Origin of the sequence: Burkholderia sp. BCC0405 (genome assembly GCF_902833075.1) — a bacterium.
In the GTDB taxonomy this organism is placed as follows: domain Bacteria; phylum Pseudomonadota; class Gammaproteobacteria; order Burkholderiales; family Burkholderiaceae; genus Burkholderia.
This window is the reverse complement of the sequence record NZ_CADFEO010000010.1, coordinates 168,714-193,675: the sequence shown is the minus strand read 5'-3', so window position 1 is coordinate 193,675 and position 24,962 is coordinate 168,714. Positions and strand designations below refer to the sequence as shown.

24 protein-coding genes are annotated in these 24,962 nt (G+C 67.5%); 18 read left to right on the top strand and 6 right to left on the bottom strand.

Annotated features, from left to right (window positions below):
- The first annotated feature begins 77 nt into the window (after positions 1-77).
- Positions 78-1,244: a D-alanyl-D-alanine endopeptidase gene (pbpG, locus tag HWX36_RS18725; protein WP_175953535.1), complete on the top strand. Its 1,167-nt coding sequence runs from the start codon at positions 78-80 to the stop codon at positions 1,242-1,244.
- Between the two features lie 93 nt (positions 1,245-1,337).
- Here pbpG and HWX36_RS18720 read toward each other — a convergent pair whose 3' ends face one another.
- Positions 1,338-2,147, bottom strand: a complete 810-nt coding sequence (locus tag HWX36_RS18720; protein WP_175953533.1) for an IclR family transcriptional regulator — start codon at positions 2,145-2,147, stop codon at positions 1,338-1,340.
- Positions 2,148-2,330: 183 nt separating this feature from the next.
- Here HWX36_RS18720 and HWX36_RS18715 point away from each other — a divergent pair, with 183 nt between their 5' ends.
- The 12 genes from HWX36_RS18715 (at position 2,331) to iscX (ending at position 11,456) form a co-directional block, all read left to right on the top strand.
- Positions 2,331-3,053, top strand: a complete 723-nt coding sequence (locus HWX36_RS18715) for a (Fe-S)-binding protein (protein WP_175953531.1) — start codon at positions 2,331-2,333, stop codon at positions 3,051-3,053.
- 35 nt (positions 3,054-3,088) lie between these two features.
- Entirely contained in the window at positions 3,089-4,501 is a 1,413-nt protein-coding gene (locus HWX36_RS18710) for a lactate utilization protein B (protein WP_175953529.1), read from the top strand.
- Positions 4,502-4,630: 129 nt separating this feature from the next.
- Positions 4,631-4,858, top strand: a complete 228-nt coding sequence (locus tag HWX36_RS18705; protein WP_175953527.1) for a hypothetical protein — start codon at positions 4,631-4,633, stop codon at positions 4,856-4,858.
- A 101-nt stretch (positions 4,859-4,959) separates the two neighbouring features.
- The gene (locus tag HWX36_RS18700) at positions 4,960-5,442 is read left to right on the top strand and encodes a low molecular weight protein-tyrosine-phosphatase (protein ID WP_175953524.1); all 483 of its coding nucleotides are present in this window, start codon (positions 4,960-4,962) and stop codon (positions 5,440-5,442) included.
- Positions 5,443-5,556: 114 nt separating this feature from the next.
- Complete coding sequence (iscR, locus tag HWX36_RS18695; RefSeq protein WP_009691731.1) at positions 5,557-6,096, top strand: Fe-S cluster assembly transcriptional regulator IscR; 540 nt, start codon at positions 5,557-5,559, stop codon at positions 6,094-6,096.
- Between the two features lie 64 nt (positions 6,097-6,160).
- Positions 6,161-7,384, top strand: a complete 1,224-nt coding sequence (locus HWX36_RS18690; protein ID WP_175953522.1) for an IscS subfamily cysteine desulfurase — start codon at positions 6,161-6,163, stop codon at positions 7,382-7,384.
- A 68-nt stretch (positions 7,385-7,452) separates the two neighbouring features.
- Positions 7,453-7,860 carry a Fe-S cluster assembly scaffold IscU gene (gene iscU / locus HWX36_RS18685; protein WP_006481982.1) on the top strand — a complete coding sequence of 136 codons (408 nt, stop codon included), beginning with the start codon at positions 7,453-7,455 and terminating at the stop codon, positions 7,858-7,860.
- A gap of 65 nt (positions 7,861-7,925) precedes the next feature.
- Positions 7,926-8,249 carry an iron-sulfur cluster assembly protein IscA gene (iscA, locus tag HWX36_RS18680; RefSeq protein WP_011885413.1) on the top strand — a complete coding sequence of 108 codons (324 nt, stop codon included), beginning with the start codon at positions 7,926-7,928 and terminating at the stop codon, positions 8,247-8,249.
- Between the two features lie 97 nt (positions 8,250-8,346).
- On the top strand, positions 8,347-8,874 hold the full coding sequence (gene hscB, locus HWX36_RS18675; protein ID WP_175953519.1) for a Fe-S protein assembly co-chaperone HscB: 528 nt from the start codon (positions 8,347-8,349) through the stop codon (positions 8,872-8,874).
- Between the two features lie 54 nt (positions 8,875-8,928).
- Entirely contained in the window at positions 8,929-10,797 is a 1,869-nt protein-coding gene (hscA, locus tag HWX36_RS18670; protein ID WP_175953517.1) for a Fe-S protein assembly chaperone HscA, read from the top strand.
- A gap of 88 nt (positions 10,798-10,885) precedes the next feature.
- The gene (gene fdx, locus HWX36_RS18665) at positions 10,886-11,227 is read left to right on the top strand and encodes an ISC system 2Fe-2S type ferredoxin (protein WP_006478392.1); all 342 of its coding nucleotides are present in this window, start codon (positions 10,886-10,888) and stop codon (positions 11,225-11,227) included.
- A gap of 19 nt (positions 11,228-11,246) precedes the next feature.
- Positions 11,247-11,456 carry a Fe-S cluster assembly protein IscX gene (gene iscX / locus HWX36_RS18660; protein ID WP_021157676.1) on the top strand — a complete coding sequence of 70 codons (210 nt, stop codon included), beginning with the start codon at positions 11,247-11,249 and terminating at the stop codon, positions 11,454-11,456.
- 121 nt (positions 11,457-11,577) lie between these two features.
- Here the strand turns inward: iscX and HWX36_RS18655 are convergent, their stop codons facing one another.
- The 5 genes from HWX36_RS18655 to HWX36_RS18635 all read right to left on the bottom strand — a co-directional run bounded on the left by HWX36_RS18655 (position 11,578) and on the right by HWX36_RS18635 (position 18,296).
- Positions 11,578-12,306: a glycine zipper 2TM domain-containing protein gene (locus HWX36_RS18655; RefSeq protein ID WP_175953515.1), complete on the bottom strand. Its 729-nt coding sequence runs from the start codon at positions 12,304-12,306 to the stop codon at positions 11,578-11,580.
- A 348-nt stretch (positions 12,307-12,654) separates the two neighbouring features.
- Positions 12,655-14,181 carry a lysine--tRNA ligase gene (gene lysS / locus HWX36_RS18650; protein WP_175953513.1) on the bottom strand — a complete coding sequence of 509 codons (1,527 nt, stop codon included), beginning with the start codon at positions 14,179-14,181 and terminating at the stop codon, positions 12,655-12,657.
- Positions 14,182-14,262: 81 nt separating this feature from the next.
- Positions 14,263-15,367, bottom strand: a protein-coding gene (prfB, locus tag HWX36_RS18645; RefSeq protein ID WP_105392842.1) for a peptide chain release factor 2 whose coding sequence is annotated in 2 segments (ribosomal slippage) — positions 14,263-15,285 and positions 15,287-15,367 — 1,104 coding nt in all. Because the reading frame shifts where the segments join, the coding sequence is not laid out codon by codon here.
- Between the two features lie 152 nt (positions 15,368-15,519).
- Complete coding sequence (gene recJ, locus HWX36_RS18640; protein WP_175953511.1) at positions 15,520-17,217, bottom strand: single-stranded-DNA-specific exonuclease RecJ; 1,698 nt, start codon at positions 17,215-17,217, stop codon at positions 15,520-15,522.
- A 14-nt stretch (positions 17,218-17,231) separates the two neighbouring features.
- Positions 17,232-18,296 carry a regulator gene (locus HWX36_RS18635; RefSeq protein WP_226196644.1) on the bottom strand — a complete coding sequence of 355 codons (1,065 nt, stop codon included), beginning with the start codon at positions 18,294-18,296 and terminating at the stop codon, positions 17,232-17,234.
- A gap of 162 nt (positions 18,297-18,458) precedes the next feature.
- On the opposite strand from HWX36_RS18635, the gene HWX36_RS18630 reads away from it, so the two are divergent.
- From HWX36_RS18630 to HWX36_RS18610, 5 genes are all read left to right on the top strand, one after another.
- Positions 18,459-19,712 carry a lipoprotein-releasing ABC transporter permease subunit gene (locus HWX36_RS18630; RefSeq protein ID WP_175953507.1) on the top strand — a complete coding sequence of 418 codons (1,254 nt, stop codon included), beginning with the start codon at positions 18,459-18,461 and terminating at the stop codon, positions 19,710-19,712.
- A gap of 55 nt (positions 19,713-19,767) precedes the next feature.
- Positions 19,768-20,463, top strand: coding sequence for a lipoprotein-releasing ABC transporter ATP-binding protein LolD (lolD, locus tag HWX36_RS18625; protein WP_175953504.1), 696 nt, complete (start codon positions 19,768-19,770; stop codon positions 20,461-20,463).
- Between the two features lie 67 nt (positions 20,464-20,530).
- Positions 20,531-21,319, top strand: a complete 789-nt coding sequence (locus HWX36_RS18620) for a TatD family hydrolase (RefSeq protein WP_175953502.1) — start codon at positions 20,531-20,533, stop codon at positions 21,317-21,319.
- 57 nt (positions 21,320-21,376) lie between these two features.
- Positions 21,377-23,860 carry a DNA internalization-related competence protein ComEC/Rec2 gene (locus HWX36_RS18615; RefSeq protein WP_175953500.1) on the top strand — a complete coding sequence of 828 codons (2,484 nt, stop codon included), beginning with the start codon at positions 21,377-21,379 and terminating at the stop codon, positions 23,858-23,860.
- 190 nt (positions 23,861-24,050) lie between these two features.
- Positions 24,051-24,896: an alpha/beta hydrolase gene (locus HWX36_RS18610; protein WP_175953497.1), complete on the top strand. Its 846-nt coding sequence runs from the start codon at positions 24,051-24,053 to the stop codon at positions 24,894-24,896.
- Positions 24,897-24,962: the final 66 nt, after the last annotated feature.

The window sequence follows — 24,962 nt, the reverse complement described above, 5'->3', positions numbered from 1 at the left end:
TAAGTGCCTAATATTGCTCTTTTTTTCAGCTTTAACTACACTTGCGGAAACCTCCCGCCCGCTTTGTCCAGACCCCAATGAAAGCCGAATCGTTTTCACCGCGCAGATTGTTGCAGAGCATGACGCTCGGCACGGCTGTGTCGGTCGCAGTCGCCTTGCTGGCGACCACCGCGTCCGTCGCGCCTGCTGACGCCTTTGCCGCCACTGCGAAGACCCAACACGCCGCCAAGAAAAAGGCTGTCGCTCCTGCTTCGTCCGCGAAGAAGAAGTCGGCCAAGGCCAGCTCCGACAAATCCGCGAAGGTTGCGGCCGCCGACGCGCCGCGCGCGAAGGCGTCGCGCAAGCGCGTGACGCTCGCGTCGAACGTGCATGGCGTCCATCACGGCGCCGTCCGCAAGGTCGCGTTCCAGCCGCGCCGGCCGACCGTCGGCCAAGCTTTCGGCCTGCACGACACGCCGGACGCGCTCGCGCTGCGTTCGAGCGTCGCATACGTCGTCGACCAGAACTCGGGCGAGCCGCTGTTCGACAAGAATTCGCACGCCGTCGTGCCGATCGCGTCGATCTCGAAGCTGATGACGGCGATGGTCGTGCTCGACTCGAAGTCGCCGATGACCGACCAGATCGAAGTCACCGACGAAGACCGCGACTACGAGAAGGGCACGGGCTCGCGCCTGTCGGTCGGTTCGGTGCTGTCGCGTGAAGACATGCTGCACATCGCGCTGATGGCGTCGGAAAACCGTGCGGCCGCCGCGCTGTCGCGCTACTACCCGGGTGGCCGTCCGGCGTTCATCGCCGCGATGAACGCGAAGGCGAAGTCGCTCGGCATGACCGATACGCACTTCGAGAATTCGACGGGCCTGTCGAGCTCGAACGTGTCGAGCGCGCGCGACCTCGTGAAGATGGTCAATGCGGCGTACCAGTACCCGATGATCCGCCAGTTCTCGACCGATCGCACCTACGAGGTGTACACGGGCAAGCGCAACCTGGTCTACAACAGCACGAACGCGCTGATCCGCGGCAACGGTTCGTGGGACATCGGTCTGCAGAAGACGGGCTTCATCAACGAAGCCGGCGAATGTCTCGTGATGCAGGCAACGATTCACGGCAAGCCGATGGTGATGGTGCTGCTCGATTCGTTCGGCAAGTATTCGCGCTTCGCCGATGCGGTGCGCCTGCGCAACTGGCTCGACGCCGGCGGCGGCGAGCGCCTGACGGCGGCCAACACGCCGAACGGCGGGACCTGATCGCACGATCGCGTGGCGGTTCGCCGCCTCGCCGATTGGCTGAAAAAAAGCCCCGCATTTGCGGGGCTTTTTCATTGGGAGCGCGGGAGCGGTTTACGCCTGCCGCTGCAGCCCGTCCGTATCCTTCCCGGGCGCCGGCCGGTAGCCGAGCGATTCCGAAATGGTGAGGGCCGTGCGGCTCAACTGGCCGAGCCACGCATCCTGCAGACGATCGGCCGGCGCCGACAGCGACAGGCCCGCGACGAGCTTGCCCGAATCGTCGTAGATGCCGGCCGCGATACAGCGCACGCCGAGCTCCAGCTCCTCGTTGTCGCGTGCGCACGATTGCTGGCGGACGATCGTCAACTCGCGCTCGAGCTTCGCGATGTCGGTGATGCTGTTCTGCGTATGGCCGGATAGCCCCGTGCGCGTCGCATAGGCGCGCACGCGCGACGTTTCGTCTGCCGCGAGGAACAGCTTGCCGACCGACGTGAGGTGCAGCGGCGCACGGCCACCGATTGCGCGGACGACCTGCATCCCCGAGCGCTCCGAGTATGCACGCTCGATGTAGACGATCTCGTCGCCCTGGCGCACCGACAGGTTCACGGTTTGCCCGGTGAGACGGTGCAGCTCGCGCATCGGCATCAGCGCCGCGTCGCGTACCGACAGGCGCGCCTTCACGAGGTTGCCGAGTTCCAGCAGCCGCATGCCGAGGCGGTACGTGCCGGGATCGGAGCGATCGACGAGACGGCAGGTCACCATGTCGTTGAGGATGCGGTGCGCGGTCGACGGGTGCAGCTCCGTGCGCTGCGCAAGCTCTTTCAGGCTGACAGGGTCACTGTGCGCGGCGAGCGCGTCCAGCAACCGCATCATGCGTTCGATCACCTGGATCGACGTTTTTGAATCCGGGGTGGGTTGGCTCATGTCGGGGGAGAAATCGGTTGACGCGTCAAGCGGAGTTGGGCTGATTGTATCTCGTATTGTGAAAAAAGCGAACGCCGTTCGAGGAAGTCCTCGTTTCGTGCAGTGCGGGCTTGCGCGTGAGCCGGCGTTGGTCCTGCCGGCCAAACGGCGGATAATGAGAGCCGTTTTCTCGAAGGAGCACGTATGCGAGTCGGTTTGTTCGTGACCTGCCTGGTCGATCTGATGCGCCCCGAAATCGGTTTTTCGGCGCTCAAGCTGATTCGCGACGCCGGCTACGAGGTGATCGTGCCGCCCGCGCAGACTTGCTGCGGCCAGCCGGCCTACAACTCGGGCGACCGCGCGCTCGCACGCGATCTCGCGGAAAAGACGCTGCGCGAATTCGAGCAGTTCGATTACGTCGTCGCGCCGTCGGGTTCGTGTGGCGGGATGATCCGCGCGCACTACGGCGACCTGTTCCGCGACGACCCCGAATTGATGGGGCGCTACCTGCGGTTCCAGCAGAAGGTCTACGAACTGACCGACTTCCTGGCGAACGTCGCGAAGGTGTCGCTCGCGCCGGGCGAATTCACGGGGCCCGTCACCTACCACGATTCGTGCTCGGGCCTGCGCGAGCTCGGCGTGAAAGCGCAGCCGCGCGCGCTGCTCGCGCAGTGCGGCATCGCGGTCACCGAGATGAAGGACTGCGAGCACTGTTGCGGCTTCGGCGGCACGTTCGCGATCAAGTACGGCGACATTTCGGCGGCTATCGCGGACGAGAAATGCGCGAACGTGCGCGCGTCCGGCACGGGCGCCGTCGTGCTCGGCGATCTCGGCTGCATGCTGAACATCGAAGGGCGGTTGCGCCGCACCGGCGACCGCGACACGCGCGTGCTGCACATCGCGCAGGTGCTGGCGGGCGACGTCTGACGCCCGGTTCCGCTCACTTTTCCCCCGATACCGCGATGCAAGTCCAATCGATGCATTTCAAGGCGCGCGCCGGCCAGAAGCTCGCCGACCAGCGCCTGCAGCAGAACCTGAAGAAGCTGTCGACGAAATTCGTGTCCGCGCGCGCCGACGCGATGACCGCGATCGACTTCCCGGCCACGCGAGCCGCACTGAAGGACCGCCGCAACCGCGCGCTGGAGAACCTCGACGTGTGGCTCGAGGCGTTCGAGCGCGAGGCGACGCGGCGCGGCACGACGGTGCTGTTCGCCGAAACGACCGCGGATGCCGCGCGGCTCGTGGCCGACATCGCGCGCCGTCACGACGTAAAGAAGGTCATCAAGACCAAGTCGATGGTGTCCGAGGAAATGCGTCTGAACGCGGTGCTCGCGGAGATGGGCGTGCAGTCGATCGAGACGGATCTCGGCGAATACATCCTGCAGATCAACGACAACGAGCCGCCGAGCCACATCATTGCGCCCGTCGTGCACAAGGACAAGGACGAGATTGCCGACCTGTTCGCGCGCACGCACCATCGCGAGCGGCTCACCGAAATTCCGGACATGACGCGCGAGGCGCGCGAGGTGCTGCGCCCGCATTTCATGTCGGCCGACATGGGCGTGACGGGCGGCAACTTCGTGATCGCCGAGACGGGTTCGGTCGCGATCGTGACGAACGAAGGGAACGAAGGGATGTGCACGGTGATGCCGCGCGTGCATGTGGCGGTGACGGGCATCGAGAAGGTGCTGCCGACGCTCGAGGATCTCGCGACCGCGATGCGCCTGCTGCCGCGCTCCGCGACGGGGCAAAAGACGTCGAACTACTTCTCGCTGCTGACCGGGCCGCGCGGGCCGGACGACGAGGACGGTCCCGAGCACAACTACGTGGTGCTCGTCGACGGCGGCCGCACCGGGCTGATCGGCGGCGAATTCCAGGAGATGCTGCGCTGTATCCGCTGCGGCGCATGCATGAACCATTGTCCGGTTTACCAGAAGGTTGGCGGCCATGCGTACGGCTGGGTCTACCCGGGGCCGATGGGGTCAGTGCTGACGCCGAGCTACGTCGGGCTCGACCGCTCGCTCGACCTGCCGCAGGCGGCCACCCTATGCGGGGAATGCGACAGCGTGTGCCCGGCCGGGATTCCGCTGTCGCACCTGTTGCGCACGCTGCGCGAGAAGCAGGTCGAGCGGCACCTGCGGCCGTGGCGCGAGCGCGCGGCGCTCGCCGCGTGGGGCTTCGTCGCGCGGCGGCCGATGCTGTACGCGCTGACGACCAAGCTCGCGGTACGCATCCTCGAGCGGCTGGGCGGCAACGGCGGCACGCTGCGGCGCCTGCCGATGATGGGCGGCTGGATGGACACGCGCGACATGCCGACGCCGACCGGGCGCACGTTCCGCGAACTGTACGCGGCGTCGCAAAGCCACCTCGGCTGACGACTGTTCATCCGGCGACAACAGTGCGTTCGCTATTTACATATTTATCTCGATAGATGCGGGCTATAGAATCCTGTCTGTAGTCTCCGGAATTAGGTTCCGGGGTACGGGGTCAAGGAGGTCCGCATCATGAAAAAGACAATATCGATGTACTGGCCGCTGGCAATCGTCGTTCCGCTGGCCGCGGCTGCCTATCTTCATGCGATGGCCGACGCGCCGTCGCGTGGTCCGCTCGCGGTTCACCAGGCTTCCGCCGAGCTGGCGCGCGCGGTGTCGTTCGGGCTGGTCGGCGACGCGGCGACGCCGCTGCCGGCGGCTTCCGGCGATGTCGTGCTCACCGCGCCGAAGGCGCTGTAAGGCATGGCGCCGTCGCTTTGCGCGGCGGCGCGATTTCGGCCGCCTTTGTATAATGGCGCGTTGTTCTCCCACGCGGCTTGCCGCGGCTTTGCGATAGTGCGATGACCCGCGTTTCGATCTGTTTCGTCTGTCTCGGCAACATCTGCCGTTCGCCCACCACGGAAGGGGTGATGCGTCACCAGGTCGACGCGGCCGCGCTGGCGGACCGGATCGCGATCGATTCGGCCGGGACGGGCGACTGGCATGTCGGCGAGTCGCCCGATACGCGTGCGCAGGCTGCCGCACGTGGCCGCGGCTACGACCTGTCGGCGCTGCGCGCACGACAGGTGAGCGCGGCGGATTTCGAACGCTTCGACCTGCTGCTCGCGATGGACGAGGCGAATCTCGCGGAGTTGCGTCGCCGCTGTCCGCCGCAGTATCGCGACAAAGTGCGCCTGCTGATGGAATTCGCGCCGGATTCGACCGAAACCGAAGTGGCCGATCCCTATTTCGGCGGTGCGCAGGGCTTCGAGCGGGTGCTCGATCAGGTCGAGCGCGCGTGCGCGGGCCTGCTGGAGACGCTCCGGGCCCGCACGGAGCGCTGATCGCGCGGTATTCAGCGGTCTGCGAATACCCTTTCAAAGACATGGATACTTGACTAAAATCGTCAAATATTTATACTTGACCAAAATCGTCAAGATTGCAGTCCCCTAGACACCATGAGACTCACCACCAAAGGCCGTTTCGCCGTCACGGCGATGATTGACTTGGCACTGCGCCAGGAGCAGGGCCCGGTGACGCTTGCAGGCATCAGCCAGCGCCAGCGGATTTCGCTCTCGTATCTCGAACAGCTGTTCGGCAAGCTGCGCAGGCATGAAATCGTCGAATCCGTGCGCGGCCCCGGCGGCGGCTACAACCTCGCGCGTCGCGCGCAGGACGTCACCGTTGCCGACATCATCATCGCGGTCGATGAACCGCTCGACGCCACGCAGTGCGGCGGCAAAGGCACGTGCGACGGCTCGAAGCAGCCCGACGGCCATTGCATGACGCACGAGCTGTGGTCGACGCTGAACCAGAAGATGGTCGAATACCTCGATTCGGTGTCGCTGCAGGATCTCGTCGATCAGCAGCGCGCTCGCGAGGGCGCCCCTGCGGTGCTGCGCGACCGGCGCACGCCGGAGCCCGTCGCCGCGCCGGCCGAACCGGTGCGTACGATGCCGCTCGGCCCCAATTCGGTGTTCAACATCGCGAGTTCGTGAGCGCGAAAGCGCCGCCATACCCCATAACGCACATAGTCCCTGCACAGAATTCCCGGAGCGACAGATGACCCAAGACACTCTCCACCTGCCCATCTATATGGATTACAGCGCGACGACGCCGGTCGACCCGCGCGTGGTCGACAAGATGGTGCCGTACCTGCGCGAGCAGTTCGGCAACCCGGCGTCACGCAGCCACGCGTATGGCTGGGACGCGGAGCGTGCGGTCGAGGAGGCGCGCGAGAACGTGGCCGCGCTCGTGAACGCGGATCCGCGCGAGATCATCTGGACGTCCGGTGCAACGGAATCGGACAACCTCGCGATCAAGGGCGCCGCGAACTTCTACAAGGGCAAGGGCAAGCACATCGTCACGGTGAAGACCGAGCACAAGGCCGTGCTCGACACGTGCCGCGAGCTCGAGCGTGACGGTTTCGAAGTCACCTACCTCGACGTGAAGGATGACGGCCTGATCGACCTCGACGTGTTCAAGGCCGCGCTGCGCCCGGACACGATCCTCGTGTCGGTGATGCACGTGAACAACGAGATCGGCGTGATCCAGGACATCGAGACGATCGGTGAAATCTGCCGCGAGAAGGGCATCGTGTTCCACGTCGATGCCGCCCAGTCGACCGGCAAGGTCGGGATCGACCTCGCGAAGCTGAAGGTCGACCTGATGTCGTTCTCGGCGCACAAGACCTACGGCCCGAAGGGCATCGGCGCGCTGTACGTGCGCCGCAAGCCGCGCGTGCGCATCGAAGCGCAGATGCACGGCGGCGGCCACGAGCGCGGCATGCGTTCGGGCACGCTGGCGACGCACCAGATCGTCGGGATGGGCGAAGCGTTCCGTATCGCGCGCGAAGAAATGGCGACGGAAAACGAGCGCGTCCGCATGCTGCGCGACAAGCTGCTGCGCGGCCTGTCGCAGATCGAGGAAACGTACGTGAACGGCGACATGGAGCGCCGTGTCCCGCACAACCTCAACATCAGTTTCAACTTCGTCGAAGGCGAGTCGCTGATCATGGCGATCAAGGACGTCGCGGTGTCGTCGGGCTCCGCATGCACGTCGGCGTCGCTGGAGCCGTCGTACGTGCTGCGTGCGCTCGGCCGCAACGACGAGCTGGCACACAGCTCGATCCGCTTCACGGTCGGCCGCTTCACGACGGAGCAGGAAGTCGACTTCGTGATCAACCTGCTGAACAGCAAGATCGCGAAGCTGCGCGAACTCTCGCCGCTCTGGGAAATGCACCAGGAAGGCATCGATCTGTCGACGATCGAATGGGCCGCTCACTGAGCGCCGTACTGAACATACCCGCGGGCGGATTCGCGCACGCAGACGTAACGAGTCAAGGAGTCTGAGTCATGTCTTACAGCAACAAGGTTCTGGATCACTACGAAAACCCGCGCAACGTCGGTTCGTTCGCGAAGGACGACGACACGGTCGGCACGGGCATGGTCGGCGCGCCGGCCTGCGGCGACGTGATGAAGCTGCAGATCCGCGTCGGCGCGGACGGCGTGATCGAAGACGCGAAGTTCAAGACCTACGGTTGCGGTTCGGCGATCGCGTCGAGCTCGCTCGTCACCGAGTGGGTGAAGGGCAAGACGCTCGACGAAGCACTGTCGATCAAGAACACGCAAATCGCCGAGGAACTCGCGCTGCCGCCGGTGAAGATTCACTGCTCGATCCTCGCGGAAGATGCGATCAAGGCAGCCGTGGCCGACTACAAGAAGCGTCACGACACCAAGGAAGGCGATCAGGCAGCGGCCTGAGCGGCATCGAGCACGCGAGTGAAGGAACGCGGCGGGTCCCTGTGGCGCGCCGCGGCAAGGACATCATGGCAATTACACTGACCGAAAAAGCAGCACAGCACGTCCAGAAATACCTCGTCCGTCGCGGCAAAGGTGTGGGCCTGCGGCTTGGCGTTCGCACGACCGGGTGCTCGGGGCTCGCGTACAAGCTCGAGTATGTCGACGAGCTGGCTCCCGAGGATCAGGTGTTCGAGAGCCATGGCGTGAAGGTCGTTGTCGATCCGAAGAGCCTGGCCTACATCGACGGCACCGAGCTCGACTTTGCACGTGAAGGCCTGAACGAGGGGTTCAAGTTCAATAACCCGAACGTGAAGGACGAATGCGGCTGCGGCGAATCGTTCCGCGTGTGACGACGCGGATCTCCGCGCGATGCGGGCAAGAGGCGGCACGGGCCGCCTTTTTAATGTGCGGCGTTTGCCGTGCGACGAACCGGAATTGAACGCGACGATGGTTTCGCTGAAAGACAGCCACTTCGACCTGTTTCACCTGCCGGCGCAATTCGCGCTCGACGAGACGGTGCTCGACGCCGCCTATCGGACGGTGCAGACGCAGGTGCATCCGGACCGCTTCGCGGCGGCCGGCGATGCGCAGAAGCGCATCGCGATGCAATGGGCAACCCGCACGAACGAGGCGTATCGCACGCTGCGCGATCCGTTGAAGCGCGCGTCGTATCTGCTGTCGCTGCGCGGCGTCGACATCGGCGCGGAAAACAACACCGCGATGGAGCCTGCGTTCCTGATGCAGCAGATGGAGTGGCGCGAGGGCATCGAGGATGCCGCGGCCGCCCGCAACGTCGATGCGCTCGACGCGCTGCTCGCCGAGTTGCGCGAAGAGCGGCGCGTGCGCGTGGAGCGCCTCGGCACGCTGCTCGACAGCGGCGCCGATCAGGCGGCCGCCGAGGCCGTGCGCCAGCTGATGTTCATCGAACGGGTCGCGTCGGAAGTGGGCGCGCAGATCGAGCGCCTCGAAACTTAACCGCGTGCCTTGCGGCACGCGCAGCAAACGGGCCGAGCGCCCGAACGAACCAAGATGGCTTTACTGCAAATTTCCGAACCGGGCATGGCACCGGCGCCGCATCAGCGGCGACTCGCCGTCGGGATCGATCTCGGCACGACGAATTCGCTCGTCGCGGCGGTGCGCAACAGCGTGCCCGAAGTCCTGCCGGACGAAGCGGGCCGCGTGCTGCTGCCGTCGGTGGTCCGCTATCTCGAGAAGGGCGGCCGACGCATCGGCCATGAGGCGAAAGAGCAGGCCGCGACCGATCCGCGCAACACGATCGTGTCGGTCAAGCGCTTCATGGGGCGCGGCAAGGCCGAGGTCGAAGGCGCGGCGAACGCGCCGTACGAATTCGTCGATGCGCCGGGCATGGTGCAGATCCGCACCATCGACGGCGTGAAGAGTCCGGTCGAAGTGTCGGCCGAGATTCTCGCGACATTGCGCTATCGCGCGGAAGATTCGCTTGGCGACGACCTGGTCGGCGCGGTGATCACGGTGCCCGCGTATTTCGATGAAGCGCAACGCCAGGCGACCAAGGATGCCGCGCGCCTCGCGGGCCTCAACGTGCTGCGCCTGCTGAACGAACCGACCGCCGCGGCGATCGCCTACGGTCTCGACAACGGGGCCGAAGGCCTCTACGCGGTTTATGACCTCGGCGGCGGTACGTTCGACCTGTCGATCCTGAAGCTGACGAAGGGCGTGTTCGAGGTGCTGGCCGCAGGCGGCGATTCCGCGCTCGGCGGTGACGATTTCGACCATGTGCTGTTCGATCACGTGCTCGCGCAGGCCGGCATCGATGCGAGGACGCTCGCGCCCGAGGACGTGCGCCTGTTGCTCGACCGCGTGCGCGTGCTGAAAGAAGCGCTGTCGTCCGCACCGCAGGCGTCGCTCGACGTCACGCTGTCGGGTGGCGCGCACCTCGTGCAGACGATCTCCCACGATACATTCGCGTCGCTCGTCGAGCCGCTCGTGCAGCGCACGCTCACGCCGACCCGCAAGGCGCTGCGCGATGCGCAGGTGACGCCGGCCGACATCAAGGGTGTCGTGCTTGTCGGCGGCGCGACGCGCATGCCGGTGATCCGCGATGCGGTCGCGAAATATTTCGGCCAGCCGCCGCTCGTGAACCTCGATCCGGACCAGGTCGTCGCGCTCGGCGCGGCGATCCAGGCCGACCTGCTCGCGGGCAATCGCGGCACCGGCGACGACTGGCTGCTGCTCGACGTGATTCCGCTGTCGCTCGGTGTCGAGACGATGGGCGGCCTCGTCGAGAAGATCATTCCGCGCAACTCGACGATTCCGATCGCACGCGCGCAGGAATTCACGACCTTCAAGGATGGCCAGACCGCGATGGCGATCCACGTGGTGCAGGGCGAGCGCGAACTCGTCGCCGATTGCCGGTCGCTCGCGCGTTTCGAGCTGCGCGGCATTCCGCCGATGACGGCCGGCGCCGCACGCATTCGCGTGACGTACCAGGTCGACGCGGACGGCCTGCTGTCGGTGTTTGCCCGCGAACAGCTGTCGGGCGTCGAGGCATCGGTCGTCGTGAAACCGTCGTACGGTCTTGCCGACGACGACATTGCGAAGATGCTCGAGGACAGCTTCAAGACCGCCGAAATCGACATGCGTGCGCGCGCATTGCGCGAAGCGCAGGTCGAGGCCGAACGGATGCTCGAGGCGACGCAGGCTGCGCTGGCGGCCGACGGCGAACTGCTCGATGCGGACGAGCGCACGCAAGTCGACACGTTGGCCGCGGCGCTGCGTGCGGTCGCGCAAGGCGACGATACGAACGCGATCGAAGCGGCGACCAAGGCGCTGGCCGACGGCACCGACGAATTCGCGGCGCGCCGGATGGACAAGAGCATCAAGCGCGCGCTGTCGGGCCGCCGGCTCGACGAGATCTGAACTCACGAACTGCGCATCGGCCGGCGACGGCCCGCGCGATAATGAACCGTGCGGCGCCTGGCGCCGCACCCTGACTGACGGAACGGACATGCCTCAACTGGTGGTGCTGCCTCACGTCGAACTGTGCCCGGATGGCGCAGTGATCGACGCGACGCCCGGCAAGAGTATCTGCGACAACCTGCTCGACCACGGAATCGAGATCGAGCATGCATGCGAGAAGTCGTGCGCGTGCACGACGTGCCACGTGGTGATCCGCGAAGGCTTTAACGATCTGACGCCGTCCGAGGAGGACGAGGACGATCTGCTGGACAAGGCGTGGGGCCTCGAGCCGACGTCGCGCCTGTCGTGCCAGGCGATCGTGAAGGAAGATTCGGACCTGGTGGTCGAGATTCCGAAGTACTCGATCAACCACGCGAAGGAAAACCACTGACAGGAACCGGAGGCAGGCGATGAAATGGACCGATTCGCGTGAAATAGCCATTGCGCTGGCGGACAAGCACCCGGACATCGACCCGCAGCGGATCAACTTCGTCGACCTGCGCCAGTGGGTGCTCGAGCTCGACGGCTTCGACGACGATCCGAAGCATTCCGGAGAGAAGATCCTCGAAGCGATCCAGGCGCACTGGATCGACGAATCGGACTTCGACGACGAAGATTGAGCACGGCGTGTGCCGCCATGGCGCACGCCGGCTCGAATGAGAAAACGGCTCGTGAGCGATCGCTCGCGAGCCGTTTTCGTTTTCAGGTCGCTTGCCCGTGCGACGCGCGGGCAGCGGGCGCTTATGCGCCGACCAGCGTGCCGTTCTCGATCCGCACGCGCTGGCCCTGGCCGAACGGCGGCGGATTGTGGTACGTGAACGTGCGCGTCGCGCCGCTTTCCATCTGTACCTGCACCTGATAATCGGTTTCCGCGCGTACCTGCTTCTCGACCTGGTTGCCGGCGAGACCGCCGCCCAGCGCGCCGATGATCGTCATCGCGGTGCGGCCGTTACCGTGGCCGAACTGGTTGCCGAGCAGGCCGCCGGCAGCCGCGCCGCCAACGGCGCCGATCCCGGAGCTCTGCCCCGGCGTGCGCGTCTGCGTGATCGCGACGACCGTGCCGCAGCTCTGGCAGTAGGCCGCCTGGGCAGGCGTCGACGGCTGTTGCGCGTATTGCGGCGGCTGCGGCGCCGACGTGTGACGGCGGTGCGTCGTCGTCGGGCGCGGGGCGGGCTTCGGTTCGGCCTGCGCGAGCGCCTTCTGCTGCGCGGCGGCCTGTTCGGCGGCCTGCTGCTGGGCTTGCGCGGCCAGCGCGGCGCTCGCGGCCGCGGCCGTATCGACGGCCGGCTGCGACGCGATCAGCGCGGCCTGGGTCTGGCCGTTCTGTTCGTTGCTGCTGCTGGCCTTCGGGAATACACCCGTGATCGCTGCCGTCGCCGCGAGGCTGGCGACGATGACGGCGCCGGCGGCGGTGGCGATCAGCGGATGGAGGCGTTGCTTTTGCGGCGTGGTCTGATTCTGGTTGTCCATTTTTTTCTCCGATGTCGATTCGGATCGGCGCGTCGGCGCCGGGCCGGATCCCACGCTTCGGGGTCGAGCAGACTCGGCGTTCCGGCGCCTCGTTCTGGTCCCGCGGTCATGCGTGGTGACGCAAAAGGAGTGTCGTCGAGCGGCGACGGGCGCACCGTATCAAGGTGTAACGAATTGCAGCGGGGCGCGGGCGATCGTTACCGGGGAAACCCGGGGTAGGCCGTCGCAATGAGGGGATAAAACGGGGGAGGATCGAAAGCCGGCGGACGCCGGCGGGCGGGATTTACGCGTCGTTACAAAGCTGACGCGTGCGCGCCGCAGGGGGCGGCGCACACGCGGGTGCCGCGATCAGTCTTCGCGGCGCAGATGCGGGAACAGCAGCACGTCGCGGATCGTCGGGCTGTCGGTCAGCAGCATCACGAGACGGTCGATGCCGATCCCGCAGCCGCCGGTCGGAGGCATCCCGTATTCGAGCGCGCGGATGTAGTCGGCGTCGAAGAACATCGCTTCCTCGTCGCCCGCATCCTTCTGCTCGACCTGCTTCTTGAAGCGCGCAGCCTGGTCTTCCGGATCGTTCAGCTCCGAGAAGCCGTTCGCGATCTCGCGGCCGGTCATGAACAGCTCGAAACGCTCGGTGATGCCGGGCACCGTGTCCGATGCGCGTGCGAGCGGCGACACTTCGACCGGGTAGTCGATGATGAAGGTCGGCTCCCACAGCTGCGCTTCGGCCGTTTCCTCGAACAGCGCGAGCTGCAGCGCGCCGATACCCGCGTTCAGGAACGCCGGCTGCGACACGTCGACGCCGAAGCGCTTCAGTTCGGTGCGCAGGAACGCGTCGTCCGACAGCTGGCCGTCGGTGTACTCCGGTGCGTACTTCTGGATCGCCTGCGTGATCGTCAGGCGGTGGAACGGCTTCGCGAGGTCGAGTTCACGGCCCTGGTACTGGATCGTCGCAGTGCCGAGCGCATCGATCGCCGCCTGGCGGATCAGTTGCTCGGTGAAGTCCATCAGCCAGCGATAGTCGGTGTACGCGGCGTAGAACTCCATCATCGTGAATTCCGGGTTGTGACGCGGCGACACGCCTTCATTCCGGAAGTTGCGGTTGATTTCGAACACGCGTTCGAAGCCGCCGACGATCAGGCGCTTCAGGTACAGCTCCGGCGCGATCCGCAGGAACATCTGCATGTCGAGCGCGTTGTGATGCGTGACGAACGGCTTCGCGGCCGCGCCGCCCGGGATCGGGTGCAGCATCGGCGTCTCGACTTCCATGAAGTCGGCGGAATCCATGAACTTGCGGATCGACGCGATCGTCTTGGTGCGCGCGCGGAACGTGTCGCGCGTTTCCGGCGTGACGATCAGGTCGACGTAGCGCTGGCGGTAGCGCATTTCCTGGTCCGACAGGCCGTGGAACTTGTCCGGCAGCGGGCGCAGCGCCTTCGACAGCAGGCGCAGTTCCTTGCACTGGACCGACAACTCGCCCTTGTTGGTGCGGAACAGCACGCCGCGCGCGGCGACGATGTCGCCGAGATCCCACTTCTTGAATGCGTCGTAGGTTTCCGCGCCGACGTCGTTCGGCGTCACGAAGAACTGGATCTGGCCCGAACCGTCCTGCACCGTCGCGAAGCTCGCCTTGCCCATCACGCGCTTGAGCATCATGCGGCCGGCGACCGACACCTCGACCGGGTTCGCTTCGAGCGCGGCCTTGTCCGAGTCGGCGAATGTCGTCTGCAGATCGGCTGCGTGATGCGTCGGGCGGAAATCGTTCGGGTAGGCGACGCCTTGCTCGCGCAGGGCGCGCAGCTTCTCGCGGCGCTCGGCGATGATCTGGTTTTCGTCCGCGGTGACGGCGGGCTGCGTTTGGGTCGGTTCGGTCATGATGGTCGGAATTCGGAGTGGTGCGGCAACGCAAACGGGAAGGGCAAGGGGGCGCGACCCGGCAGGGTCGCACCGCGGCGCTTACACGCCCTGTTTGAGGCTCGCGCTGATGAAGTCGTCGAGGTCGCCGTCGAGGACGGCTCGCGTGTTGCTCATTTCGACGTTCGTGCGCAGGTCCTTCACGCGGCTCTGATCGAGCACGTACGAACGGATCTGGTGGCCCCAGCCCACATCGGTCTTGCTCGATTCGAGCTTGTCCTGTTCGGCCTGGCGCTTGCGCATTTCAACTTCGTACAGGCGCGATTTCAGCATCGCCATCGCTTCGGCGCGGTTGCGGTGCTGCGAGCGGTCGTTCTGGCACTGCACGACGATACCGGTCGGCATGTGCGTGATCCGCACCGCGGAGTCGGTCTTGTTGATGTGCTGGCCGCCCGCGCCCGATGCGCGGTACGTGTCGATGCGCAGGTCGGCCGGGTTGATCTCGACTTCGATAGAGTCGTCGATTTCCGGATACACGAACACCGACGAGAACGACGTGTGGCGGCCGCCCGACGAGTCGAACGGCGACTTGCGCACGAGGCGGTGGATGCCCGTTTCGGTGCGCAGGAAGCCGTATGCGTATTCGCCCGACACCTTGACCGTCGCGTTCTTGATGCCGGCGACGTCGCCGTCGGACTCTTCGAGCACTTCGGCCTTGAAGCCCTTGCGTTCGCAGTAGCGCAGGTACTGGCGCAGCAGCATCGATGCCCAGTCGCACGCCTCGGTGCCGCCGGCGCCGGCCTGGATGTCGATGAAGCAGTTGTTCGGGTCGGCCGGGTTCGAGAACATCCGGCGGAACTCGATGTCGCCGACGCGTGCCTCGAGCTTCGCGGCGTCTTCTTCCGACGCGACGAGGGTGTCCTCGTCGCCTTCCTCGCGGGCCAGCTCGAACAGGTCGAGCGCGTCGCGCAGGTCGCTATCGAGCGCGGTGAGCGTCGTGACGACGCCTTCGAGCAGCTTCTTCTCGCGACCGAGCGCCTGGGCGTTCTTCGAATCGTTCCAGACGTTCGGGTCTTCGAGTTCCTTGTTGACTTCGGTCAGACGCGCAGCTTTGGCGTCGTAGTCAAAGATACCCCCGGAGCTCGCCCGCGCGATTGCGCAGGTCGAGCAGGGAGCTTTCGATCGCGTTGAGACGTTCCGCTTCCATGATCGCTCGCTATTCTTGCTTCGTAAAAAAGCGGAATTATAGCCGATCGGCAGGGTTGCCCGGTGGCGCAAACCGTGCCTGCCCGCGCGCGGCGGTGGCGTCCGGCGCGGTGCGCATGCGTCGGCGGGCGTCGCGGGCCGGGCGGCCCGCGCTCAGCCGGCTGCGTGTTCGACGATCAGCTGGACGCGCGTGACGCCGTTCCACGTGTCGGCGACGAGGCGGTAGGCGACCAGCGCGCGCTCCGGCAGCGGCTCCGTGTGGTTGAACCAGATCGCGTTGAAGCGCTGCCGGCCGCGCGCAAGCTGCAGCTTCAGGTGCTTTTCCTTCACGAGCGACTGCGACACGACGTCGAATTCGCCCGAGAAAAGCGGGGCCGGAAAACCCTGCCCCCAGACGGCCTCGTCGAGCAGCCCGACGAACTGCGGCGTGAAGTACGCGTCCTCGAGTTCGCCGTCGGTCTCGATCACGCGGGCAAGCGCGTCGTCGGACAGCCACTCGCGCGCCACGGCCTCGAACGCGGCCGCGAAGCGTGGCACGTTCTCGGTGTCGAGCGTGAGGCCGGCCGCCATCGCGTGGCCGCCGAACGCGACGATCAGGTCCGGTTCGCGTTTCGACACGAGGTCGAGCGCGTCGCGCAGGTGGAAACCGGGAATCGAGCGGCCCGAACCCTTGACCCGCTTGCCTTCCTCGTCCGCGTGCGCGAACGTGAACGACGGGCGGTGGAATTTTTCCTTGAGCCGGCCGGCGACGATGCCGATCACGCCCTGGTGCCACTCGGGGTTGAAGAGGGTGATCGTGCACGCGTCGGCAGGATCGACATCGGCGAGATCGGCGAGCGCCTGCTGCTGCATGCCGGCCTCGATCTCGCGGCGTTCGCGGTTCATCACGTCGAGCTGCTGCGCGAGATCCCACGCGCGGCCGATGTCGTCGGTGATCAGGCACTCGATACCGAGCGACATGTCGGAAAGCCGCCCGGCGGCGTTCAGGCGCGGGCCGAGGCCGAAGCCGAGATCGAAGCCCGATGCCGTGCGCGCCTCGCGCGCGGCGGCGCGGAACAGCGCTGCGACGCCCGGCTGCATACGGCCGTTGCGGATGCGCTGCAGTCCCTGCGCGACGAGCACGCGGTTGTTGCCGTCGAGCCGCACGACGTCGGCGACGGTGCCGAGCGCGACGAGATCGAGCAGGCCGTCGAGGCGCGGCTCGGCTTCCTTGCTCGCGAAGGCGCCGCGGCGGCGCAACTCGGCGCGCAGCGCGAGCAGCACGTAGAACATCACGCCGACGCCGGCGAGGTGCTTGCTCGGGAACGCGCAGCCGGGCTGGTTCGGGTTGACGATCGCGCGCGCGGCGGGCAGCGCGTCGCCGGGCAGGTGGTGATCGGTCACGAGCACGTCGATGCCGCGTGCGTTCGCGGCTTCGACGCCCGCGACGCTCGCGATCCCGTTGTCGACGGTGATCAGCAGGTCGGGCTTGCGCGCGGCGGCGAGTTCGACAATCTCGGGCGTGAGGCCGTAGCCGTATTCGAAGCGGTTCGGCACCAGGTAGTCGATCTGCGCGCCGAACATCCGCAGCCCGCGCACCGCGACCGCGCAGGCGGTCGCGCCGTCGCAGTCGTAGTCGGCGACGACGAGCAGGCGCCGCTTGTCGGCGATTGCATCGGCGAGCAGCGATGCCGCGTCGGCGCAGCCTTTCAGCTCGGTGGGCGGAACGAGCCGCGCAAGCGCGGTCTCGATGTCGGCGGGGGACTGCACGCCGCGCGATGCGTACAGGCGCGCAAGGACGGGATGCAGGCCGTGGCGCGCGAGCACTTCGGCGTCGGCGGGCGCGACGGGGCGGGTAACGATCCGGGTCATACGGGGTCTGCTTGTTATTCGAACAGGGAGGCAAGCGCGCGGCGGCGCCAGAACTTGCGCAGGTCGCCGCGCGTCGCGTGCAGCGTTACGGAACTCGTGTCGCCGCACAGCGTGAAATCGACGCTCGCGAGCTCGCCGCTCTGCAGTGCGGCGAGGGCCGGCGCGAACCAGTCGCGCTCGAGCGCGGCGAGTCCGTCGTGCCAGCGCGCCCAGTCCTGCGCGATGAACGGGGTGGTGAGCGCCGGCAGTTCGACGAGCGTCGCGCCATCGGCGGCGGGCAGCGTGCCGAACGCGGCCGGCGGCGCACCGGCGTCGGCGTGCGCGGCGCGCGCGAGGCCGAGCGCCGAGGGCGAGGCGGACAGCACGCGCGCGAACGGCTTGCCGACCGGCTTCAGCGTGCCTTGCGCATGGAACCAGATCGAATTGACGGCCGGCAGGCCACGCGCCTCGCGCGCCTCGTTGACCGGGTGCTGGAACCACGCCATCTGCACTTCGTTCTGCAGCTTCATCCACATCCGCGAGCGCTCGCCCGTATGTGCCTCGTGCGGCAGCCAGATCTCGATGTTGCGGCCGCTCGCGCGCAGCGGCGCGGCGCCGGCGAGGCGGACGAGCTGCTCGCTCGACAGGTACCAGCGTGACGGGTTCGGGGCCTCGAGCCGGACGCCGAGTTCCTCGATCAGCGGCCGCGCGACCGCGAGCAGCGCGGCTGCGTCTCCGTCGTCGAGCGCGAGGGCCGCCGGATCGACGAGCACCAGGTGATCGTGCGCGATTTCGACGTGGACGGGCTCGACGCAGGCCCACGCGTGTGCGCCGGGGTCGCCGCCGTCCGCCAGCAGCATGTAGGGCGCGAGCGGCGCCTCGTCGGCGGCGTTGCCGTGGGTGGCGCCGAACTGGCGGGCCAGCCAGCGCTCGTGCGGCAGCGTGCGCTGGAAGTCCTCGCCGGTCACGCGCTCGACGAGGCTCGCGCGGGCGAGCAACTTTTCGAGCGCGGGGCTGTCCAGCGTGTGCAGGGACGAGGCCGCATCGGCCGCCGACGGCAGCGCGAACGGAACGAGAAAATGGAGGCGTCGGTCGTGCATGATGGTGCGCATTGTATGGCAAACTGCGCGCGTGATCGGGCCGGCTGACGGCCCGCTCGCGTCCGGCGGCCGTTTTTCGACCGTGCCCGGGCCGGTGGCCGCCACCGGGCGGCGGTCCGGCCGCGGGGCGCCACCCCGCCGTAACCAGCAGAAAGGATTCGCTTGAAACTTCCGTACGAATGGCAGATCGGCTGGCGCTATACGCGCGCCGGCAAACGCACGACCGGTAACGGCTTCATTTCCTTCATCGCGCTCGTGTCGATGCTCGGGATCGCGCTCGGCGTCGCCGCGCTGATCGTCGTGCTGTCGGTAATGAACGGCTTCCAGAAGGAGGTGCGCGACCGCATGCTGTCGGTGCTCGCGCACGTCGAGGTGTTCTCGCCGACGGGCTCGATGCCCGACTGGCAACTGACCGCGCAGGAAGCGCGCCGCAATCCGTCGGTGATCGGCGCGGCGCCGTACGTCGACGCGCAGGCGCTGCTGACCCGCCAGGACGCGGTGAGCGGCGTGATGCTGCGCGGCGTCGAGCCGACGCTCGAGCCGCAGGTGTCGGACATCGGCAAGGACATGAAGGCGGGCCAGCTCGGCGCGCTCGTGCCGGGCCAGTTCGGCATCGTGCTCGGCGATGCGCTCGCGGGCAACCTCGGCGTGACGGTCGGCGACAAGGTCACGCTGGTCGCGCCGGAAGGGTCGATCACGCCGGCCGGCATGATGCCGCGGCTGAAGCAGTTCACGGTCGTCGGCGTGTTCGAGTCCGGGCACTACGAATACGACAGCACGCTCGCGATGATCAACATCCGCGACGCCGAGGCACTGTTCCGGATGACGGCGCCGACCGGCGTGCGGCTGCGGCTGAAGGACATGCAGCAGGCGCCGCAGGTTGCGGTCGAGCTGTCGCATACGCTGTCGGGCAGCCTGTACATCCGCGACTGGACGCAGCAGAACAAGACGTGGTTCTCGGCCGTGCAGATCGAGAAGCGGATGATGTTCATCATCCTCACGCTGATCATCGCGGTGGCCGCGTTCAACCTCGTGTCGTCGCTCGTGATGACGGTGACCAACAAGCAGGCCGACATCGCGATTCTGCGCACGCTCGGCGCGCAGCCGGGGTCGATCATGAAGATCTTCGTCGTGCAGGGCGTGACGATCGGCTTCGTCGGCACGGCGTCCGGCGTCGCGCTCGGCTGCCTGATCGCCTGGAGCATCCCGTGGCTGATCCCGATGATCGAGCATCTGTTCGGCGTGCAGTTCCTGCCGCCGTCCGTGTACTTCATCAGCGAGCTGCCGTCCGAGCTCGTCGCGGGCGACGTGATCCGGATCGGGCTGATTGCGTTCGCGCTGTCGGCCGTCGCGACGCTCTATCCGAGCTGGCGCGGCGCGAAGGTGAAGCCGGCGGAGGCGCTCCGCTATGAATGACCTCGCGACCGCATTCGCGGATTCACGACAACACAACAGACAGGATTCGGCAGGTATGCAGGAATACGTGCTTCAGGCGCGCGGGATCACGAAGGCGTTCGTGCAGGGCGGCTTCAACGTGCAGGTGCTCAACAATACCGAGCTGACGGTACGGCGCGGCGAGAAGCTCGCGGTCGTCGGTGCGTCGGGTTCCGGCAAGAGCACGCTGCTGCATGTGCTGGGCGGGCTCGACGAGCCGAGCGCGGGCGAGGTGTCGCTGCTCGGCAAGCCGTTTACGCAACTCGCCGAGCGCGAGCGCAACGAACTGCGCAACCGCGCGCTCGGCTTCGTCTACCAGTTTCATCACCTGCTCCCCGAGTTCACCGCGCTCGACAACGTCGCGATGCCGCTGCGCATCCGCCGGATGACGACCGAGGACGCACGCGAGCAGGCCCAGGCGATGCTCGAGCGCGTCGGTCTCGGCCCGCGTGCGAAGCATCGTCCGGGCGAGCTGTCGGGCGGCGAGCGGCAACGCGTCGCGATCGCGCGCGCGCTGGTCACGAAGCCCGCATGCGTGCTCGCCGACGAGCCGACCGGCAACCTCGACGGCACGACGGCCGATACAGTGTTCAACCTGATGCTCGAACTGTCCGAGACGCTCGAAACGAGCTTCGTGATCGTCACGCACGATCCCGATCTCGCCGCGCGCTGCGACCGCATCATGCGGCTGCGCGACGGCGTGCTGCACGAGGAGCCGGTGTTGCCGGTGTAAGAAGCGAACGCGCTTGGCCGGCTGCCGGGTTCGTCCCCGTGCGGCGCCAGGGCGCAGGACTGCCGCCATGTGGATCGACACGCACTGCCATCTCGATGCCGCCGAGTTCGACGCCGACCGCGACGCGGTCGCGCTCGCGGCGCGCGCGGCCGGCGTGTCGCGCATCGTGATCCCGAGCGTCGGGCGCGACAACTTCACGACGGTGCGCGAGCTCGCGCAACGCACGCCGGGCGCGGCCTATGCGCTCGGCATCCATCCGATGTATACGCCACGCGCACGCGACGAGGATCTCGACCTGCTGCGCATGGAGATCGAGGCGAGCCTCGACGATCCGCGCTTTGTCGCGATCGGCGAGATCGGGCTCGACTATTTCGTGCCGGGGCTCGACGAAGACCGGCAGCAGTACTTTTACCAGGGGCAACTCAAGCTCGCGCGCGAATTCGACTTGCCCGTGCTGTGCCATGTGCGCAAGTCGCAGGATCGTGTGCTCGCCGGGCTGCGCCGTTTCGGCGTGCGGCGCGGCATCGCGCATGCGTTCAACGGCAGTTTCCAGCAGGCCGAAGCGTATCTCGCGCACGGGCTGCATCTCGGCTTCGGCGGCAACGTGACCTTCACGCGTGCGCTGCAGATCCGCCGGCTCGCGTCGCAGTTGCCGCTCGAGGCGATCGTCGTCGAGACGGACGCACCCGACATCGCGCCCGAATGGGCCTACAAATCCCGCAACACGCCCGACCAGGTGCCGCGCATCGGCGACGCGCTTGCCGAATTGCGCGGGATCGACGCCAGTTCACTTGGCCTATCCACTTCGGCTAACGCGCTCGTCGCGTTGCCGCGACTCGCACTTTCGTCCGCATAATCGTTGCCGGAAGGCGCCGCATTCTCTATGGCGGTGCCGGGTCGACGAGGAGGGGCGATGCGCGTGTGGTGGATCGCGTTCGCGCTCGGCGTGGTCGTACTGCAGCGGCAGGCGGCGCTGCCGGGTGCGCTCGCATGGACGATCGGAGCGGCCGTGCTCGCGGGCTGCGTGGTGCTGGGCACGTGGAGCATGCGCCGCCGGCGCACGCGTACGGCCGTCGCGTTCGGATGGATGCTGTGCGCGCTCGCAGCCTGCGTCGTCGGGTTCGGCTATGCGGCCGCGCGGGCCGAATGGCGGTTGGACGACAGCCTGCCCGTCGAGTGGGAAGGGCGCGACATCGTCGTCACTGGCGTGATTCGAGGGCTGCCCGTGGTCGACGAGACAGGCGCGCGGCTGCTGTTCGCGGTCGAGTCGAACGATGCGGGGCTGGCCCGCTTTCCGCCGTTGATCAGGCTGTCGTGGCGCGCCTATGGCGCAGCCGCGGCACGCGACGCGCTGCCCGATCTGCGCGCCGCACAGCGCTGGCGTTTCGTCGTGCGCCTGAAGCGCCCGCATGCCGAGGCCAATCCCGGCGTGCGCGACAGCGAGGCGGCGTGGCTTGCCGCAGGCATTCGCGCAATCGGTTATGTCAGCGCGCCCCGGCGGGCGGTATTGCTCGATGCGCGCGCATCGGGATGGCGTGCGTCGATCGATCGGCTGCGCGACGCGCTGCGCGCGCGTATCGGCGAGACGCTGGGAGACGACGCGGGTCATCGCGGCATCGTCGCCGCGCTCGCGATCGGCGATCAGTCGGGCATTGACCACGACGACTGGCGTGTGCTGCGCAGCACGGGCACGAGCCACCTTGTCGCGATCTCGGGTCTGCATGTCGGGCTCGTCGGTGCGATCGCGGGCGGGCTCGTGTCGATGGTCTGGCGCCGTCTGCGCTGGCGCGCACGGGCCGCGACCCTCGTGCTGCCGGCACCGTACGCGGCCGCGCTTGCCGCGCTGGCGGCCGCGGCCGGCTACGCGGCGCTTGCCGGCTTCAACGTGCCGGCGCAGCGCGCGTGGTGGATGATCGCAGCCGGCTGCATCGCGTACCTGGCCGGGCGCAGCGTACCGGCTTCCGCGGTGCTGTGCACGGCGCTCGGCGGCGTGCTGCTTGCCGATCCGTGGGCCGTGCTGTCGGCCGGATTCTGGTTGTCGTTCGGGGCGGTTGCCGTGATCCTGCTGGCCGTCGCCGGCTGGCGCGCCGCGCGCGAGGCCGACGCGGAAAGCGAGGAGGGCGCCGGCGCGGCCGGTTTGTCGAGCCGGTTGCGTGCGTGGGGCGCACGCGCCGGGCGCCGTATCGCCGAGGCCGCGCGCGTGCAGTACGCGGTGACGATCGGTCTCGCGCCGTTGACGGCCGCATGGTTCGCGCAGATGTCCCTGTCGGGGCCGCTCGGCAATGCGTTCGCGATTCCCTGGGTCAGCTCGGTCGTCACGCCGGTCGTGCTGGCCGGCATCGCGCTGCCCGCACCGCTCGATGCGTACGCGTTCCGGCTTGCGCATGCGGCGCTCGAACCGATGATGACGCTGCTTGGGCACCTCGCCGACTGGCCGGCCGGCGTGTTCTGGCTGCGCATGCCCGACTGGCCGGTACTCGCGCTTGCGTGCGTGGGCGTCGCATGGGCGCTGATGCCGCGCGGCTGGCCATTGCGCTGGGCGGCCCCGCTCACGTGGCTGCCGCTGGTTGCGCCGGCAGCCGATGCGCCGCCGCCGGGCGGCTTCCGGCTGACCGTGCTTGACGTCGGCCAGGGCGCGTCGGTGTTGGTGGAGACCGCGCGGCGAACCTTGCTGTTCGATGCCGGGCCGGGAGCGGAGTCGACTCATGCCGGCGCACGGATCCTCGCGCCGGCATTGCGCGCACGCGGCATCGCGGTGATCGATTCGCTCGTGCTCAGTCACGCGGATGCCGATCACGCGGGCGGCGCACCGGCCGTCTATGCGGCGGCCGACGTGCGCCAGTTGCTGGCCGGCATCCCGCCGAAGAGCCGGCTGTGGCGCGAGGCGGCGGCCGCCGGCGTGGCCGACCGTCTGCCGTGCGCGACCGGGCAGCGCTGGACCTGGGATGGCGTCGTCTTCACGATGCTCTGGCCATCGGGCGGCCCGGGGACGGGCGCGTCGAACGGGCAATCGTGCGTGCTGCGCATCGATGCGGGCGGCACGTCCGCGCTGTTGACGGGGGACATCGAGGCACGCGCCGAACGCCAGCTCGTGGACGCCGCACGCGACGCGCTGGCCGCGCAGATCCTGGTCGTTCCGCACCACGGCAGCCGCACGTCGTCGGTCGAGCCTTTCCTCGATTCGGTCGGGCCGCGCGTCGCAGTATTTCCTGTAGGCTATCGCAATCGTTTCGGGCATCCGCACCGCACGGTTCTCGCCCGTTACGCGGCGCGCGGGATTCCGTTGCCGCGCACCGATCGAGATGGCGCGGTGCGGTTCGACGTCGCGCCGGCCGACGGCGGGTTTGCGTTCGAGCGTCATCGTGACGTTCGCCGACGGTACTGGATGGATCGGTGAGCGCGGCGAGAGCCGGCGTATCGGGAAACGAGGCCAGGGCTCCGCGCACGATGCCGAAGCATGGGCCCGGCAGGCCGCGAAGCATAAGACCGGAGTAGGCGCTAAAGCACCAACCCCGGCCGACAGCGAAGCATAAGACCGGAGTAGGCACTCAAGCACCCACTCCGGTCGACAAAGGAGACATCGGCGTTTGAAGGACATCCTCCATTTCTCGCATGCGAACGGTTTTCCGGCGTCGACGTATAGGACGATCTTCGCCGAACTGGCCGACGACTACGAGCTGCGCTACATCGAACGGATCGGCCACGACCGTCGCTATCCGGTGACGCGCGACTGGCCGCATCTCGTCGAGCAACTGCTCGACGACATCGGCAGCCGCTACGAGCGTCCCGTCTGGCTCGTCGGCCATTCGCTCGGTGGCTACCTGTCGCTGATGGCTGCGCTGAAGAAGCCGCAATGGGTGCGCGGCGTCGTGATGATCGATTCGCCGATCATCGCGGGCTGGCGCGCCGGCGCATTGCGTGCGAGCCAATGGGCGGGGCTCGACGAGCGGCTGTCGCCGGCGGCCGCGACGCGTAACCGGCGCACGCGCTGGGCGAGCCGCGACGAAGCCTGGCGGCACTTCCGCGAGAAACCGGCGTTCGCGCGCTGGGACGAACGGATGCTGGCCGACTACATCGACTACGGGATTCCTCAAGCCGGCGCCGACGGCGAGCGGGCGCTCGCGTTCGACCGGCAGGTCGAATACCTGATCTACCGGACGCTGCCGCACACGCTCGGCCCGCGGCTCGCGCACGGCGCGCCGGTGCCGCTCGGTTTTCTCGCCGGCACGCGGTCGCGCGAGGTGCGCCAGGTCGGGCTCGATGCGACGCGCCGCGCGGCGCGCGGCCGCGTCGAATGGCTGGAGGGCAGTCACCTGTTCCCGATGGAGCGGCCGCTCGAGACCGCCCGCGCATTGCAGCGGATGCTGAATTCGCTGAAGGCGGCCGAGGGTGAAGTGTCACAGGGCGCCACCCCGCTCGCGAAGCGCGCCTGACGCGCGATGTGGCGGCCGGGCGCGCCCCCCGGCACGCACGGTTGCACCGGCCGGCGGGCGGCTTGG